This is a genomic window from Pasteurella pantherarum (assembly GCF_049670885.1).
Taxonomy (GTDB): domain Bacteria; phylum Pseudomonadota; class Gammaproteobacteria; order Enterobacterales; family Pasteurellaceae; genus Pasteurella.
In genome coordinates, this window is record NZ_CP187173.1 from 2,083,308 (window position 1) to 2,099,980 (window position 16,673).

Below are 16,673 nucleotides of genomic sequence, written 5' to 3' on the forward strand. Positions count from 1 at the left end.
CAAGAGGATATGTGATGACTGAACAAAAATCAGCACCTTGCGTCATGGAGTTTGAACACGCAGTTGCAAAAAAAGAATATGAAAAAGCTTGTAGTGCACTATTAAGCATTTTAAATAAATTAGACACCAATTTTGGGACGCTAGCGGGCATTGAATTTGATGCCCCCGAGCAAATTTTAGGCCATGAACATGACGAGACCGTCTATTTCTGTACGCGTATGGCGATGGCGATCACAACATTATTCCAAGATCCTAAATTAGAGATTTCACAGAAAGGCTTTCTTTCATTCATCACATTACAACGTTGGCTACATTTAATTTTTGCCAGCTCACCTTTTATCAACGCCGACCATATTTTACAAACCTATAACACCAAGCCAGATCGTGATAGCTTACTTGATATTCATATCTCATCTGACGAATCGGCTTTATTTAAATTCTGCTTACTGTATTTCCCTGAATCGAATGTCAATTTAAGTTTGGATACCTTATGGGAAGTCCAGCCTAAAGTTTGTGCAGCATTGATGTTTGCCCTTCAATCTCCGCGTTTTCTTGGCACCCGCAGTGCATTTAACAAACGCTCGGCAATCTTGCAATGGTTTCCTGAAAAATTAGCCACCCTAAATGGCTTACACGGTCTGCCAAGTGGAATCACCCATGATGTGTATATGCATTGCAGCTATGATATTGCCCCGAATAAACACCAAGTTAAAAAAGCCCTCAACAAAGTGATCCGCCAGCATTTACTCGATGTGGGTTGGGTCGATCGTGATGTGAGCCAAATCGGCAAACGCCATGAAAAACCTGTCATGGTTGTGCTACTCGAACATTTCCATGCCTCACATTCTATTTATCGCACCCATTCCACTTCAATGATTGCGGCACGCCAACATTTCCATTTAATTGGTTTAGGCGGTGAGGCTGTTGACAAAGCAGGACAAGCCGTATTCGATGAGTTTCATCTGCTAGAAGGGAATACGATTTTTGATAAATTAATCTTGATGAAAAAAATCTGTGAAGAAAATGGTGCGGCAATTCTTTACATGCCAAGCATTGGCATGGATTTAGTGAGCATTTTCGCCAGTAACTGTCGTGTTGCCCCCATTCAAGCCATTGCTTTAGGCCACCCTGCCACCACCTATTCTGACTTTATTGAGTATGTCATTGTTGAAGACGATTATGTCGGCTCTGAAGCGTGCTTTAGCGAAACCTTGCTACGCTTACCGAAAGATGCCCTACCTTATGTGCCTTCTGCGTCTGCACCCACACACGTGGAATATCGCCTGCGTGAAAACCCAGATGTTGTCCATATTGGGATTGCCGCCACCACCATGAAACTCAATCCGTATTTCTTAGAAGCACTTTATGCCATCACCACCAAAGCGAAAGTCAAAGTGCATTTCCACTTCGCTTTAGGGCAATCACAAGGCATCACCCATCCATATATTGAACGTTTTATCAAAAGTTATTTAGGGGAATTTGCCACCGTTCATCCACAACTGCCTTACCATGCTTACCTATCCGTTTTGCATGATTGCGATATGATGCTTAACCCGTTCCCATTCGGCAATACTAACGGGATTATCGATATGATCACATTAGGCTTAGTTGGGGTGTGTAAAACAGGCGATGAAGTACATGAACATATTGATGAAGGTCTGTTTAAACGTTTAGGTCTACCTGATTGGTTAATTGCACATAGTGCGGAAGAATATGTCGAGCGAGCCCTTCGTCTTGCAGAAAATCATGAAGAACGCTTGGCTTTACGTCGTCATATTATTGAGAAAAATGGATTACAGACCTTATTCACTGGGGATCCAAGCCCAATGGGCAATATTCTCCTTGAAAAATTAAATGAATGGCTCATTCAGCAAGGTCAACAACCGCTTACGACAGCCACAAAGAAAACCAAAAGCAACCGAAAAGGTACAGCTACCCCGTCGGCAGATAATGCCCCTGCGGAAAAAACACCTCGTCGCCGTAAAAGCACTAGCACGAAAGCAACGAGTGAAGTAACACAAAAGGTTAGCAAGAAAAAGGCAAGTGAGCCGAAAAAAACCGCTCGCCCGAAAGCCTCTACAAGCACCAAAGCTCAATCGAAAACCCAAGCAGAAACCAAAAGTCAATCGGCTAAAAAAGCCTCTAACAAGGCTTCTAACTAAATCCATATCCCCATTCATTGGGGATATTTTTCATGAGGTCATACAATGAACACACCCATTCATATTCTTTTTGTTTGTTTAGGTAATATTTGTCGCTCACCAATGGCAGAATACCTTATGCGTGAAAAAATCCGACAAGCGGGTTTAACGGAAAAGATTAAAACAAGCAGTGCAGGAACATCTGGCTGGCATGATGGAAAAAATATGCATTGCGGGACGGCTGAAGTGCTGGATTTTCACCGCATACCCAGTGAGGGCTTTGTCAGTAAAAAAGTGGCGTTAAGTGATTGGCAAACATTTGACTACCTCATTGCGATGGATCATAACAACTTGCAAGATCTAGAACAGCTCTTTGGTCATCACCCCGAAAAACTTTTTCAAATCACCGCACTTTGCCCCGATTTAGGCTACGATCATATCCCCGATCCATGGTATACCAAAAACTTCCAGCAAACCTACCAATTGCTTGATCGTTGCTGTGATGCCTTGTTGGATAAAATGAAAAAAGAACTTTCTCTGTAGATTGTGATCTAGCCCACAGTCATTACCTAAAAATTGGGTTAACATAATTGGGCAGTTTATTTTTATTTTATTCCATGGTTCTCTCAAAGGAGTTTTTATGTTTCCAGAATTTCGAGACTTAATCTCTACATTAAAAAACGATGATGCCCATTTTGGACGTTTATTTGATAAACATAATGAATTGGATCAACGCATTAAAAATATTGAAGCCCATATTGAATTCGGTACACCAACAGAAGTGGAAAATTTGAAAAAAGAAAAACTTCGCCTAAAAGATGAAATGTATTCCATTTTGAAAAAATCTCAATAATAAAAAAATACCGCATTGAAAAGTGCGGTATTTTTTTTAAATATTTTGAAAATTAGTGCTTACAGCCACCTTGTCCACAACAGCCTTCATGCTCATGATGATGTTCGTGATCATGATGATGGCTACCACAGCCACAACCATGTCCTTCTTCATCACTATCATGACCACCACAACAGCCACCTTCTTGGTGAATATGACCATGTGAAATTTCTTCTAATGTCGCTTCACGTGTAGCAACCACTTCAACATTAAAAAGTAATTCCTGACCAGCAAGCATATGATTTCCGTCTACCACGACATCATTTTCAGCCACTTCGGTAATCACAACAGGCAATGGACCAATGTCGGTATCCGCAATAAAACGCATTCCCACGACTAATTCATCAACACCTTGGAATACCTCTTTCGGCACACGTTGAACCATATTTTCGTTGTACTCACCATAGCCTTCTTCAGGTTTTACACGCACTTCAAATTTATCTCCCACTGCTTTACCTTCTAGTGCATTTTCCAAACCAATCACAAGGTTATTATGTCCTTGTAAATACTCTAAAGGTTGATTTACAGGGGCTTCATCAACTAATACGCCATCTTGTGTACGCACTTGATAAGCAATGCTCACCACAACATTTTTTGCAACTTTCATTATTACTCCAATTTATCTACGTAAATGAATTTTGTTATTGTATAAGAAATATCAATCATTAGAAAGCTAATCATTGATTAATTCGATTTTTGCTTGTACAACTGATTTTAAGGTTGTTTTTCCCACCTCTAATCGCATTTCATCATGGCTTGAAATGCCATAAAACTGATCTCCCCCTTTCATTGACACCGCATAGTTTCGGGTTTCCCCCATTAACGCTTGTGGAGCGAAATCTAATTCAATGAGACGATAGCCTTTCGCTTTCATGAGAGATTGAATTAATTGTGCTTTTTGTTCAAATTTTTGCACCACCTCTGCGGTCATCTCTTTTTCTACACGGGCTAAACGCTCTTGTGAAACCGTGGCATAAAGCCCCTCGATTTTTAAATCATCGTTCAATGCGGACACCAGTTTTGATAAGGCGGGAATATCTTGGCTTTTCAAAAGGAATTCTACACGATCAACCCAACCATTTTGTTTGCCATCTTTACCATAACGCACTTGTGTGTAACGTTGTTGAGACAGAATCTCTACCGCTTGTTGTTTTTTGATTAACGCCAAGGCATGATTTATGCGTTCCACGAGGCTCTGATTTAATGCCTCGGCATCTTTACCTTCTTCTTGCCAATACAGTGCCACCCGCATTTCATCACGCTCAATTTCCTTTGCCACTTCAGCAACAAACTTGACTTGATTATTGATTACATCTGCCCCTTGTGCCTGAAGCGTTAAAGGTAAGGCAAGGAATAGCCATATCATCTGTTTTAGCGTCATATACACCTCTTCTCTTGTGAAATCACCATCAATTAGGCAAAAGCAAACAAAAATAGTTCAAAATAAAACCGCACTTTCAATAACTTATCAAAAGTGCGGTCATTTTTTTATTCGTTTCGACGAGGCTCATCATCAAAGTCATCATCAAACTCATCATCGAAGAATTCACCGTCTTCGCCGTATTCATCCTCTTTGGCGTTAGGGTCTTCAAAATAAGTTCCCCAACCATCGTAAATGCCACCAAATTTCTCAACCAAAGGTAATAATTCTTTCTGTTGTGCATCAATAATTTCGGCTTTTAATTCCACTTCGCTAATAATATCGAAACAAAACAGTACTTTGCCTTTCTCATCTTCAAGCTCTTCGGCTTCAGACACTTCATAGCCCGCTTTAAATGCCTCAACAGCAATTTTTTCTAATTTATCAAAATTATTGTGAACGATGTGATGCTCAATAATATACAACGCATCAGGATCACTCCCATCCTCAAATAAATTTGTAATAATTTCACGGGTTTCTGCTTGAAGTGCATTAAAATCGGTCATTTTTGTTACCTTTTAAGAAAAAATTAGCAATATTGTAAAGGATATAGCAGGCTTAAACAAGGAAAGGGGGGAAAGGAAAAGAAAAACGCTACATGTAAAAAAATCTTCCCAAAGGGGAAGATTTTTCTCAAAGACAATGATTATTTTTTCAATAAATCACGAATTTCTGCAAGTAGAACTTCTTCATTTGAAGGTTTAGGTTCTGCTTTTGGTTCTTCAACTTTTGGCTCTTCACGTTTCAATTTATTTAACGCTTTAATCATCAAGAAAATAGCGAAAGCAATAATAATAAAGTCAAAGACGTTTTGAATAAATGCACCGTAATTTAAAGTCACCGCAGGCACATCACCCACTGCTTCTTTTAATACGACACTTAAATGTTTGAAATCAACGTTGCCAGTTAAGATACCTAATACCGGCATCACCACATCACCAACGAGTGAGCTTACGATTTTACCGAATGCACCACCGATGATCACACCGACAGCCATATCAACGACGTTACCACGCATCGCAAATTCACGAAATTCTTTCATAAAGCTCATAAAATTCTCCTAAGTAAAAACATTAAAAATGATAAAAACCAGCGTTATTATAGGAACTTTAAGCCAATTGTACAGTTTTTTCTCAGGTTTAGAGGTAAAAGGTACTCGGTTGGAAAAGCTTTTCAATATCAGATACCGATTTCTTATCACTTAAATACACAATCACGTGATCATTATCTTCAATCACCAAATTTTTCTTCGCCATAATGACTTCATTTTGACGAAATACGGCACCAATGATTGCACCTTGCGGCAATTTCAGCTCGGACACTTTACGTCCAATAATATTGGAGCTGCTTTCTTCCCCATGCACCGCAATTTCTAACGCCTCCGCTGTACCATGTCGCAAAGAGGCAACATGAATAATATCCCCTTTACGCACATGACTGAGTAAGGCTGAAATGGTCGCTTGTTGTGGCGAGACGGCAATATCAATCGTGCCCCCTTGAATCAAATTGATATATGCCATACGTTGAATCAGCACCATGGCTTTTTTCGCCCCTAGCCGCTTCGCTAACAAGGCAGACATAATATTGGCTTCATCATCACTGGTGAGCGATAAAAAAACATCAATATTTTCGATTTGTTCTTCAAATAAAAAGGACTGATCCGAGGCATCGCCACAAAAAATTAAGGTATTGGACAGTTTTTCAGATAATGCCCTTGCTCGTTCTGCATTTCGTTCAATTAATTTTACCGAGCATTGCCCTTCCAAACGTTTTGCCACGCCAATACCGATATTCCCCCCACCTGCAATCATGATCCGTTTATAAGGTTTTTCCAAACGCTGTAATTCACTCATCACCGCTTTAATATGAATGGTTTCACAGATGAACGTCACCTCGTCACCCGCTTCAATAATGGTAGATCCCTGCGGTCGAATCACTTTTTCTTGACGTAAAATGGAGACAATACGGCAATCCACATGAGGCATATGCTCTTTCAACGCCGAAAGGGCATAACCCACCAAAGGCCCACCATAATAGGCTTTCACGACCACAAGGCTAATACGTCCCTCTGCAAAGTGGGAAACTTGCAAAGCACCTGGGTAGTCAATTAACTTGGCGATTTCCTCTGTCACGAGTTTTTCAGGGGAAATAATATGATCGATCGGCAACACGTCAGGCTGAAATAATTTGTCTTTCTCACGTAAATATTCGGCATTACGAATCCGAGCAATTTTGGTTGGGGTGTTAAATAAGGTGTAACTAATCTGACAAGCCACCATATTTATTTCATCAGAACTGGTGACCGCAACCAATAAATCGGCATCTTGTGCCCCCGCTTCACGTAATACACGCGGGGAAGACGCCGAGCCATTCACAACCCTTAAATCATGTTTACTTTGCAAGTTTTCAAGTCGCAAGGATTGATTATCTACTAACGTGATATCGTTATCTTCACTCACTAAATTTTCAGCAAGTGTCGTCCCTACCTGACCTGCTCCCAAAATGATGATTTTCATTCTTCATCCGATCTTTCAATAAGTAATGGTTTCACACCGATACGATCGGTATTTAAACACAGCTTTAACGCTTTAATTCCCTCACAAATCCGCTCTGTTACTTTGTCAGCTTGTGTGAGTTTTTCTTTTGAAATGCCATGATTTTGTTTATCGAATAATAGCGAATCTAATAAACGCTGAGCATGCATACCTTCACGGCAATAATGTAACACCCCGACATCATCAAATAAGGTTGCCACGGAGCTCATTCTGGTTGTCGCAATACCTAACGCCCCATCTTCGCCCCCTAAATCTCGGAAAATGAGATCTTGTGGGAAACCACCACAAGCGAAGAAAAAGGTGCGGCGGAAAATCATATTCCCACCACAAGTCATCTGCATGGTTTCCCATGCTCGCTTAAACTCAGGGTGTGAAACATAACGCTCCGCTAAATCAACAGGCTTTAATGCCAAACGCACCACGCCAACTTCTGGACGAAAATGGAAGACACTAGCGGCAACCGTTAACGCTTCAGGTTCATAAGCATCATCTGCATCAAGAAAGGCGACAAATTCTGTCGTTGTTTGCAAGGCTCCCCAGTTACGGGCTTTCGCCACACCAACATTACGGGGCAATTTCTCAATGGTGACCTTATCTGGGTATTGTTTAGCAATCAAATCTGCTAGCTGTAATGTATTATCTGTCGAACCATCATCCACTAACCAAAGGTGGTTTAATTGTGGTTGACTAAGCACGGAATTCACGGCACGAATAATGGTCTTTTCGGCATTATAACAAGGTATAACAACATCAATTTTTGGAAAGTTCATTGAAATACTCACTTAAATTTGCTTTTCTAATTTCGCATAGTAAAAACCATCACCACCATTTTCCGTTGGCAGAAATTGCATTCCAATTGCGTTTTCTGGCAGATCAAATGGCAAAGGTGTTAGTTTTGCATCTGCGTTCCTTTTTAAAAATTGCTCAATCTGTAAAGCATTTTCTTCTGGCAACACTGAACAGGTCGCATATAACAACACACCATTTGGTTTCAATAATTTCCAAAGGGCGTCTAAAATCTTGGCTTGCAGTTGCACTAATTGATCAATATCGGCATCTTGACGCAACCACTTAATATCAGGATGACGGCGAATAACACCTGTTGCAGAACAAGGTGCATCTAATAAAATTCGGTCAAATTGTACCGCACTTTCACTAAGTTGCTTTAGCCATTGCTCAGGTTGTGTGGCATCACCACAAATCACCGTTGCTTGCTGTTGCATACGGGCTAAATTTTCATGTACTCGTTTAAGGCGACTCGCTTCCACATCTAATGCCACAACCTTTGCCTTTTCGGCTTGCTCTAAAATATGTGTGGTTTTGCCACCCGGTGCGGCACAAGCATCTAAAATAAGTTCCCCATTTTTGGGGGCTAATAACAAACCAGCCCATTGGGCATGTATATCTTGTACACTCACCGCGCCTTCATGAAAAGCGGGCAATTGCGAGACAGCAATAGGCTGCAATACACGTAGAGCACAAGGGTTCTCAGCTGTCGCCGTTTCAATACCCTGTTCTGCCAATAACTTGCGGTAGCTTTCCGTTGTATTTTTTTGCTGATTAACTCGCAACCACATTGGTGGTTTTTGATTATTGGCGTCAATAATGTCACGCCAATTCGGGTAGGCTTGTTTCAAACGATCAATAAACCAGTCTGGATGCAGTGTGTGCCAGTGTTTATCCACTTTCGCCAATATGCTCTCTTGCTCACGTAAAAAACGGCGTAAGACACCATTGACTAAGCCACGAAAATGATCCACTTTTAACCCTTTCGTGGCATTCACAACTTCATCGACCGCAGCATGTGCAGGAATACGTGTATAAAGTAATTGATACAATCCAACCAGTAAAAGACAATGCACAAGCCGTGTTTTTCCTTTTAATGGTTTATCCACCAATTGCTTAATAATCTGTTCTAAACGGGGCAAGACACGGCATACACCAAAACAAATTTCTTGAAGTAACGGTAAATCTTGGCTTTTCACCGTATGTTGCACCTCTGGCAATAATGCCGATAAGGATTTCCCTTGATCAAGTACCTGTAACACAATTTGTGCGGCTACGGCTCGGGTAGAAAGTGCGGTCGTTTTTGAAAACGTTTTCGCTTTTGTCATGATACTGTCTTACCTACTTTAAACCACTCTGCTCGGCCATTTAAAAAATCCTGTACCGACATAGGCTTTTTCCCCGAAGGTTGCACCGTTAATAAATTCAGTACTCCTTGTGCCGTGGCTATTTGAATCCCTGTTTTATCCACGGATAAAATAGTTCCAGCAGGTTGGTTAACATGTGGTAACACAGATGCTTGATAGACTTTCAAGGTTTGTGGCTGCCCTTGTGGATCAACTAAGTTCAAATAACTCATTGGCCATGGCGTAAAAGCTCGGATACTGCGTTCCAATTGTTCTGCAGAACATTGCCAATCTAACTGTGCTTCTTCTTTTGATAATTTTTCAGCATAATTTGATTGACTGTCATCTTGTTTTTCTGGCACAAATTTTCCTGCCTCTAAACCATCTAAGACGGTTAATAACGCAGACGGAGCAAGTGCGGCTAATTTTGTATATAAACTGGAAGAGGTTTCTTTCTCATCAATATCACAATAGACTTTATGTAGCATATCCCCCGTATCCAGTCCCTCATCCATTTGCATAATGGTAATGCCTGTTTGCTTATCACCTGCCCAAATTGCTCGTTGAATCGGGGCTGCACCACGCCAGCGTGGTAACAAAGAACCATGCACATTCAAACAACCTAAACGAGGCATAGCTAATACCGCTTTCGGTAAAAGTAAACCATAGGCAACAACCACCATAACATCCGCATCAATAGTACGCATTTCCTCTTGTGCTTCGGCTTTACGTAATGATTTTGGTTGATAAACAGGAAGGTGATATTGTTCTGCTAATTGCTTCACAGGACTGGCTTGCAGTTTTTTGCCACGTCCTGCGGGTTTATCTGGCTGCGTATAAACCGCAACCACTTCATGATGGGAATCTAATAAGGCTTGTAAATGCTGGGCAGCAAACTCAGGCGTCCCCGCAAAGATGATTTTTAATGATGTCATATAAATAATGTTCTACGTTATGGAGAAAACAACCCACGTTTAATCACGTGGGTATCAACAATTATTTCTGTTTGGCTAATTGCTTTTGTAATTTTACCAATTTTTCTTTCATGCGTTGGCGTTTGAGTGGCGACAAATAGTCAGCAAACACAATCCCATTTAGGTGATCAATCTCATGCTGAATACAAATCGCTAATAACCCATCGGCAGTCAACGTATATTCCTCACCGTGACGATCCAAAGCTTTAATCGTCACAGTTTCCTTGCGTGGTACAAAACCACGGAATCCTGGTAAAGATAAACAGCCTTCTTCAATTCCTGTTTCACCACAACTTTCAATAATCTCGGGATTAATTAATACATATTGATTTTCTTTTGTACCATCAATATCAATCGTAATAATACGCTGATGAATATCTACTTGCGTTGCCGCTAAACCAATACCTTCTTCAAGGTACATTGTTTCAAACATATTATCCACAATCTCACGGATTTCGTCATTCACCTCTACCACTGGCTTTGCAACGATCTTCAAACGCTCATCAGGATAAACTAGTACATTTAATCGTGCCATAATCTCTCTAATGTCAAATACAATGAAAAAATTTTATCTATTCTACTCTTTTTTCTATTTTTTACAAATTTTCCCCAAAACAAAAAACCTCAAGTATCGCTACTTGAGGTTTCTCTTCATTCAGACCTGGCGGTGACCTACTCTCACATGGGGAAACCCCACACTACCATCGGCGTAACAGCGTTTCACTTCTAAGTTCGGCATGGATTTAGGTGGGTCCACTGCACTATCGCCGCCAAGATATTCCTTTGATGTTCTCTCTTGTCTTTTCTCTTCTGTTCTTTATTCTCTGCTTTGCTGCTGTTGTACTTTCTTCACTCTCGCACTTTAATCAGAAACAAGCTGTCTATCAGAGCTCTTCTACTTACTTTCCGCGTCTCTTCGCATTCGTCTTCGTATCACTTCATTTAGCATCAACACCCAAAAATACTTGAGCGTTGTATGGTTAAGCCTCTCGGGCAATTAGTATTGGTTAGCTCAATGTATCACTACACTTACACACCCAACCTATCTACGTCGTAGTCTACAACAACCCTTACTGACTTTAAGTCAGGGATGACTCATCTCTTGGCAAGTTTCGTGCTTAGATGCTTTCAGCACTTATCTCTTCCGCATTTAGCTACCCAGCAATGCCTCTGGCGAGACAACTGGAACACCAGTGATGCGTCCACTCCGGTCCTCTCGTACTAGGAGCAGCCCCAATCAATCATCCAACGCCCACGGCAGATAGGGACCGAACTGTCTCACGACGTTCTAAACCCAGCTCGCGTACCACTTTAAATGGCGAACAGCCATACCCTTGGGACCTACTTCAGCCCCAGGATGTGATGAGCCGACATCGAGGTGCCAAACACCGCCGTCGATATGAACTCTTGGGCGGTATCAGCCTGTTATCCCCGGAGTACCTTTTATCCGTTGAGCGATGGCCCTTCCATTCAGAACCACCGGATCACTATGACCTGCTTTCGCACCTGCTCGACTTGTCTGTCTCGCAGTTAAGCTTGCTTATACCATTGCACTAACCTGACGATGTCCGACCGTCATTAGCAAACCTTCGTGCTCCTCCGTTACGCTTTGGGAGGAGACCGCCCCAGTCAAACTACCCACCAGACACTGTCCGAGACCCCGTTTCAGGGTCTTCGTTAGAACATCAAACGTTAAAGGGTGGTATTTCAAGGATGGCTCCACAATGACTGGCGTCACTGCTTCAAAGCCTCCCACCTATCCTACACATCAAAATTCAATGTTCAGTGTCAAGCTATAGTAAAGGTTCACGGGGTCTTTCCGTCTAGCCGCGGGTACACCGCATCTTCACGGCGATTTCAATTTCACTGAGTCTCGGGTGGAGACAGCCTGGCCATCATTATGCCATTCGTGCAGGTCGGAACTTACCCGACAAGGAATTTCGCTACCTTAGGACCGTTATAGTTACGGCCGCCGTTTACTGGGGCTTCGATCAGGAGCTTCTCTTTCGATAACACCATCAATTAACCTTCCAGCACCGGGCAGGCATCACACCCTATACGTCCACTTTCGTGTTTGCAGAGTGCTGTGTTTTTAATAAACAGTTGCAGCCAGCTGGTATCTTCGACTTACTTCACCTTCAGAGGTTTACTCCTACAATTACCGTAAGCGCACCTTCTCCCGAAGTTACGGTGCTATTTTGCCTAGTTCCTTCACCCGAGTTCTCTCAAGCGCCTGAGTATTCTCTACCTGACCACCTGTGTCGGTTTTCAGTACGGTTTAGATAAACCTGAAGCTTAGTGGCTTTTCCTGGAAGCGTGGTATCAGTTACTTCAGTGCCGTAGCACCTCGTCATCAGTTCTCAGTGTTATGAAGACCCGGATTTGCCTAAGTCTTCCACCTACCGCCTTAAACAGACATCCAACAGTCTGCTAACCTAACCTTCTCCGTCCCCACATCGCAGTTTATCCAAGTACGGGAATATTAACCCGTTTCCCATCGACTACGCTTTTCAGCCTCGCCTTAGGGGCCGACTCACCCTGCCCCGATTAACGTTGGACAGGAACCCTTGGTCTTCCGGCGAACGAGTTTTTCACTCGTTTTATCGTTACTTATGTCAGCATTCGCACTTGTGATATCTCCAGCAAACTTCTCAATTCACCTTCATCGACTTACACAACGCTCCCCTACCCAACAGATTTACATCTGATGCCGCAGCTTCGGTGCTATATTTGAGCCCCGTTACATCTTCCGCGCAGGCCGACTCGACTAGTGAGCTATTACGCTTTCTTTAAATGATGGCTGCTTCTAAGCCAACATCCTAGCTGTCTAAGCCTTCCCACTTCGTTTCCCACTTAATATAGACTTGGGGACCTTAGCTGGCGGTCTGGGTTGTTTCCCTCTCCACGACGAACGTTAGCACCCGCCGTGTGTCTCCTGAGTATCACTCTTCGGTATTCGCAGTTTGCATCGGGTTGGTAATCCGGGATGGACCCCTAGCCGAAACAGTGCTCTACCCCCGAAGGTGTCCGCTCAAGGCTCTACCTAAATAGATTTCGGGGAGAACCAGCTATCTCCCGGTTTGATTGGCCTTTCACCCCCAGCCACAAGTCATCCGCTAATTTTTCAACATTAGTCGGTTCGGTCCTCCAGTTAGTGTTACCCAACCTTCAACCTGCCCATGGCTAGATCACCGGGTTTCGGGTCTATACCTTGCAACTCAACGCCCAGTTAAGACTCGGTTTCCCTTCGGCTCCCTTATTCAGTTAACCTCGCTACAAAATATAAGTCGCTGACCCATTATACAAAAGGTACGCAGTCACCCTTTCGGGCTCCCACTGCTTGTACGTACAGGGTTTCAGGTTCTATTTCACTCCCCTCACCGGGGTTCTTTTCGCCTTTCCTTCACAGTACTGGTTCACTATCGGTCAATCAGGAGTATTTAGCCTTGGAGGATGGTCCCCCCATCTTCAAACAGGATTTCTCGTGTCCCGCCCTACTTATCGTAAGCTTAGTTCCACAATAACATTTTCGAGTACGGGATTATCACCCTCTTTGATTTGGCTTCCCAGCCAATTCCTCTAATATCATCGCTAAAACTTACTGGCTCTTCCGCTTTCGCTCGCCGCTACTTACAGAATCTCGGTTGATTTCTTTTCCTCGGGGTACTTAGATGTTTCAGTTCTCCCGGTTCGCCTCTCTTGCCTATGTATTCAGCAAGAGATAGTAGATTCTTCATCTACTGGGTTTCCCCATTCGGATATCTTGGATTAAACGCCTCTTATCGACTCATCCAAGCTTTTCGCAGATTAGCACGTCCTTCTTCGCCTCTGATTGCCAAGGCATCCGCCCTGTACGCTTAGTCACTTAACCATACAACCTCAAGTATTCTTATACAAACGTATACTTACCTGATGTTGCTGTTTAGACACTAAACACTTGCATGCCTTTTTTCATGCAAGATTTTTTCTACTCAGACTTTCTTTCGAAAATCTCTTCAGTTTTTCAGCTTGTTTCCAATTTTTTAAAGAACAATAAAGACAAGTCAAAATGGCTTCGCCATTTTTCGCTCATCATTGCTAAGCACTCTTTTCTTTATCCATCAACTTTTATTCAGTCAACGCAAAATACTTAGCAATGATGTTTGGTGGAGATAAGCGGGATCGAACCGCTGACCTCCTGCGTGCAAGGCAGGCGCTCTCCCAGCTGAGCTATATCCCCAGCATCATCGCTCCTACGTCCTCACTCATATGAGTGGTGGGTCTGAGTGGACTTGAACCACCGACCTCACCCTTATCAGGGGTGCGCTCTAACCACCTGAGCTACAGACCCGTAGGATGAACTTCGTTCTCTTGATTTACACAATCTACCAAACAATCTGTGTGAACACTTGCAGTCGTTCCATTTTCGGTTAAGGAGGTGATCCAACCGCAGGTTCCCCTACGGTTACCTTGTTACGACTTCACCCCAGTCATGAATCATACCGTGGTAAACGCCCTCCCGAAGGTTAAGCTATCTACTTCTGGTACAACCCACTCCCATGGTGTGACGGGCGGTGTGTACAAGGCCCGGGAACGTATTCACCGCAACATTCTGATTTGCGATTACTAGCGATTCCGACTTCATGGAGTCGAGTTGCAGACTCCAATCCGGACTTAGATGCACTTTCTGAGATTCGCTCAACGTCGCCGTCTCGCCGCCCTCTGTATGCACCATTGTAGCACGTGTGTAGCCCTACTCGTAAGGGCCATGATGACTTGACGTCATCCCCACCTTCCTCCAGTTTGTCACTGGCAGTCTCCTTTGAGTTCCCGACCGGATCGCTGGCAACAAAGGATAAGGGTTGCGCTCGTTGCGGGACTTAACCCAACATTTCACAACACGAGCTGACGACAGCCATGCAGCACCTGTCTCAAAGCTCCCGAAGGCACTCCCGTATCTCTACAGGATTCTTTGGATGTCAAGAGTAGGTAAGGTTCTTCGCGTTGCATCGAATTAAACCACATGCTCCACCGCTTGTGCGGGCCCCCGTCAATTCATTTGAGTTTTAACCTTGCGGCCGTACTCCCCAGGCGGTCGATTTATCACGTTAGCTTCGGGCACCAAGCTTAAAGCCCAATCCCCAAATCGACAGCGTTTACAGCGTGGACTACCAGGGTATCTAATCCTGTTTGCTCCCCACGCTTTCGCACATGAGCGTCAGTACATTCCCAAGGGGCTGCCTTCGCCTTCGGTATTCCTCCACATCTCTACGCATTTCACCGCTACACGTGGAATTCTACCCCTCCCTAAAGTACTCTAGACTCCCAGTCTGAAATGCAGTTCCCAAGTTAAGCTCGGGGATTTCACATCTCACTTAAAAGTCCGCCTGCGTGCCCTTTACGCCCAGTTATTCCGATTAACGCTCGCACCCTCCGTATTACCGCGGCTGCTGGCACGGAGTTAGCCGGTGCTTCTTCTGTAATTAACGTCAATGATGCTATCTATTCAATAACACCCCTTCCTCATTACCGAAAGAACTTTACAACCCGAAGGCCTTCTTCATTCACGCGGCATGGCTGCGTCAGGGTTCCCCCCATTGCGCAATATTCCCCACTGCTGCCTCCCGTAGGAGTCTGGACCGTGTCTCAGTTCCAGTGTGGCTGGTCATCCTCTCAGACCAGCTAGAGATCGTCGGCTTGGTAGGCCTTTACCCCACCAACTACCTAATCCCACTTGGGCTCATCTTATGGCAGGTGGCCAAAAGGTCCCACCCTTTACTCCTCAGAGATTACGCGGTATTAGCTGCAGTTTCCCACAGTTATCCCCCTCCATAAGCCAGATCCCCAAGCATTACTCACCCGTCCGCCACTCGTCAGCAAAGAAAGCAAGCTTTCTCCCTGTTACCGTTCGACTTGCATGTGTTAAGCCTGCCGCCAGCGTTCAATCTGAGCCATGATCAAACTCTTCAATTCAAGTTCAATCGCTCAATAAACTGCTTAGCTAAAGTTTACATTTACTTCATAAGTATAATGAATTTTCAGTTTAAGCACCTATTAAGACTTCAATTTTAAAAATCTTTTCTAAATGAAATCAATCAACAAGTGCCCACACAGATTGTCTGTTAGATTGTTAAAGAGCGTTGCATTAAGCAAGGATGAAAATAATAATCAAATTCAATTTTCATGTCAAGCAATTTTTCTTAAAAAATTTACTATTTTTCAAGACCTTTAAAAGCATTTGACCTTTCAGCCACCTTCACTTTCTTTTTGCTTGCCACCCTTGCGGTGCGGAGGTGCATTATAGGGATTTCAGCATGACAATCAAGTGTTTTTCTCAATTTTTTTAAATTTTAAGATCGAGTGCTATTTTTTTATTCAAAATAAACAAATATCACTCAACTTATTTAAAATAATCAGTATGATTACTTCTTTTGATGAGTTTGGCTTACTAAAACAATCATTAAGTTTTACATATTTAGGTGTTTATTTTACGCTAGATCATTGAAAAACAATGTTTTTGTATAAAAAACACTCACTCCAATTGCAACTTTTTTTCATTTTTTCGATCTACGTCATAAAA

12 protein-coding genes, 2 tRNA genes and 3 rRNA genes are annotated in these 16,673 nt (G+C 42.9%); 3 read left to right on the forward strand and 14 right to left on the reverse strand.

From position 1 onward, the window contains the following. The first annotated feature begins 14 nt into the window (after window positions 1-14). The 3 genes from ACPEEM_RS09850 (at window position 15) to ACPEEM_RS09860 (ending at window position 2,994) form a co-directional block, all read left to right on the forward strand. Complete coding sequence (locus tag ACPEEM_RS09850; RefSeq protein ID WP_424401944.1) at window positions 15-2,162, forward strand: UDP-glucose:protein N-beta-glucosyltransferase; 2,148 nt, start codon at window positions 15-17, stop codon at window positions 2,160-2,162. 45 nt (window positions 2,163-2,207) lie between these two features. Continuing rightward, window positions 2,208-2,684 (forward strand): low molecular weight protein-tyrosine-phosphatase, encoded by a 477-nt coding sequence (locus tag ACPEEM_RS09855; RefSeq protein WP_424401945.1) that lies wholly within the window; start codon window positions 2,208-2,210, stop codon window positions 2,682-2,684. A gap of 97 nt (window positions 2,685-2,781) precedes the next feature. Then, window positions 2,782-2,994, forward strand: a complete 213-nt coding sequence (locus ACPEEM_RS09860; protein ID WP_424401946.1) for a YdcH family protein — start codon at window positions 2,782-2,784, stop codon at window positions 2,992-2,994. 52 nt (window positions 2,995-3,046) lie between these two features. Here ACPEEM_RS09860 and slyD read toward each other — a convergent pair whose 3' ends face one another. The 14 genes from slyD to ACPEEM_RS09930 form a co-directional block, all read right to left on the reverse strand. Further along, the gene (gene slyD, locus ACPEEM_RS09865) at window positions 3,047-3,640 is read right to left on the reverse strand and encodes a peptidylprolyl isomerase (RefSeq protein ID WP_424401947.1); all 594 of its coding nucleotides are present in this window, start codon (window positions 3,638-3,640) and stop codon (window positions 3,047-3,049) included. A gap of 66 nt (window positions 3,641-3,706) precedes the next feature. After that, the gene (locus tag ACPEEM_RS09870; protein ID WP_424406868.1) at window positions 3,707-4,414 is read right to left on the reverse strand and encodes an SIMPL domain-containing protein; all 708 of its coding nucleotides are present in this window, start codon (window positions 4,412-4,414) and stop codon (window positions 3,707-3,709) included. Between the two features lie 107 nt (window positions 4,415-4,521). After that, on the reverse strand, window positions 4,522-4,959 hold the full coding sequence (gene rraB, locus ACPEEM_RS09875; RefSeq protein ID WP_424405058.1) for a ribonuclease E inhibitor RraB: 438 nt from the start codon (window positions 4,957-4,959) through the stop codon (window positions 4,522-4,524). 140 nt (window positions 4,960-5,099) lie between these two features. Further along, window positions 5,100-5,504 carry a large-conductance mechanosensitive channel protein MscL gene (gene mscL, locus ACPEEM_RS09880; protein WP_424401950.1) on the reverse strand — a complete coding sequence of 135 codons (405 nt, stop codon included), beginning with the start codon at window positions 5,502-5,504 and terminating at the stop codon, window positions 5,100-5,102. An 88-nt stretch (window positions 5,505-5,592) separates the two neighbouring features. Next, window positions 5,593-6,969 carry a Trk system potassium transporter TrkA gene (trkA, locus tag ACPEEM_RS09885; RefSeq protein WP_424401951.1) on the reverse strand — a complete coding sequence of 459 codons (1,377 nt, stop codon included), beginning with the start codon at window positions 6,967-6,969 and terminating at the stop codon, window positions 5,593-5,595. Then, window positions 6,966-7,778: a glycosyltransferase gene (locus ACPEEM_RS09890; RefSeq protein ID WP_424401952.1), complete on the reverse strand. Its 813-nt coding sequence runs from the start codon at window positions 7,776-7,778 to the stop codon at window positions 6,966-6,968. Before ACPEEM_RS09890 ends, trkA begins: the two co-directional genes overlap by 4 nt. Window positions 7,779-7,790: 12 nt before the next feature. Further along, window positions 7,791-9,122 carry a 16S rRNA (cytosine(967)-C(5))-methyltransferase RsmB gene (gene rsmB / locus ACPEEM_RS09895; protein ID WP_424406870.1) on the reverse strand — a complete coding sequence of 444 codons (1,332 nt, stop codon included), beginning with the start codon at window positions 9,120-9,122 and terminating at the stop codon, window positions 7,791-7,793. Continuing rightward, window positions 9,119-10,075, reverse strand: a complete 957-nt coding sequence (gene fmt, locus ACPEEM_RS09900) for a methionyl-tRNA formyltransferase (protein WP_424401954.1) — start codon at window positions 10,073-10,075, stop codon at window positions 9,119-9,121. The genes rsmB and fmt overlap by 4 nt, the downstream gene beginning before the upstream one ends. A gap of 61 nt (window positions 10,076-10,136) precedes the next feature. Further along, window positions 10,137-10,649: a peptide deformylase gene (gene def, locus ACPEEM_RS09905; RefSeq protein WP_424401955.1), complete on the reverse strand. Its 513-nt coding sequence runs from the start codon at window positions 10,647-10,649 to the stop codon at window positions 10,137-10,139. Between the two features lie 124 nt (window positions 10,650-10,773). Then, window positions 10,774-10,889, reverse strand: a 5S ribosomal RNA gene (gene rrf / locus ACPEEM_RS09910). Window positions 10,890-11,090: 201 nt separating this feature from the next. Continuing rightward, a 23S ribosomal RNA gene (locus ACPEEM_RS09915) occupies window positions 11,091-13,985 on the reverse strand. Between the two features lie 272 nt (window positions 13,986-14,257). Further along, window positions 14,258-14,333, reverse strand: a tRNA-Ala gene (locus ACPEEM_RS09920). A 34-nt stretch (window positions 14,334-14,367) separates the two neighbouring features. Further along, window positions 14,368-14,444: transfer RNA gene (locus tag ACPEEM_RS09925), tRNA-Ile, on the reverse strand. 80 nt (window positions 14,445-14,524) lie between these two features. Beyond that, a 16S ribosomal RNA gene (locus ACPEEM_RS09930) occupies window positions 14,525-16,066 on the reverse strand. Together the 16S, 23S and 5S rRNA genes with 2 tRNA genes alongside form the textbook arrangement of a ribosomal RNA operon. Window positions 16,067-16,673: the final 607 nt, after the last annotated feature.

What these genes read in the sequence shown, in the direction of transcription:
- ACPEEM_RS09870 (WP_424406868.1), bottom strand. Translation starts at nt 4,414, where the DNA reads ATGACGCTAAAACAGATGATATGGCTATTCCTTGCCTTACCTTTAACG.
- ACPEEM_RS09860 (WP_424401946.1), top strand. Translation starts at nt 2,782, where the DNA reads ATGTTTCCAGAATTTCGAGACTTAATCTCTACATTAAAAAACGATGAT.
- rraB (WP_424405058.1), bottom strand. Translation starts at nt 4,959, where the DNA reads ATGACCGATTTTAATGCACTTCAAGCAGAAACCCGTGAAATTATTACA.
- def (WP_424401955.1), bottom strand. Translation starts at nt 10,649, where the DNA reads ATGGCACGATTAAATGTACTAGTTTATCCTGATGAGCGTTTGAAGATC.
- ACPEEM_RS09850 (WP_424401944.1), top strand. Translation starts at nt 15, where the DNA reads ATGACTGAACAAAAATCAGCACCTTGCGTCATGGAGTTTGAACACGCA.
- fmt (WP_424401954.1), bottom strand. Translation starts at nt 10,075, where the DNA reads ATGACATCATTAAAAATCATCTTTGCGGGGACGCCTGAGTTTGCTGCC.
- trkA (WP_424401951.1), bottom strand. Translation starts at nt 6,969, where the DNA reads ATGAAAATCATCATTTTGGGAGCAGGTCAGGTAGGGACGACACTTGCT.
- ACPEEM_RS09855 (WP_424401945.1), top strand. Translation starts at nt 2,208, where the DNA reads ATGAACACACCCATTCATATTCTTTTTGTTTGTTTAGGTAATATTTGT.
- rsmB (WP_424406870.1), bottom strand. Translation starts at nt 9,122, where the DNA reads ATGACAAAAGCGAAAACGTTTTCAAAAACGACCGCACTTTCTACCCGA.
- slyD (WP_424401947.1), bottom strand. Translation starts at nt 3,640, where the DNA reads ATGAAAGTTGCAAAAAATGTTGTGGTGAGCATTGCTTATCAAGTGCGT.
- ACPEEM_RS09890 (WP_424401952.1), bottom strand. Translation starts at nt 7,778, where the DNA reads ATGAACTTTCCAAAAATTGATGTTGTTATACCTTGTTATAATGCCGAA.
- mscL (WP_424401950.1), bottom strand. Translation starts at nt 5,504, where the DNA reads ATGAGCTTTATGAAAGAATTTCGTGAATTTGCGATGCGTGGTAACGTC.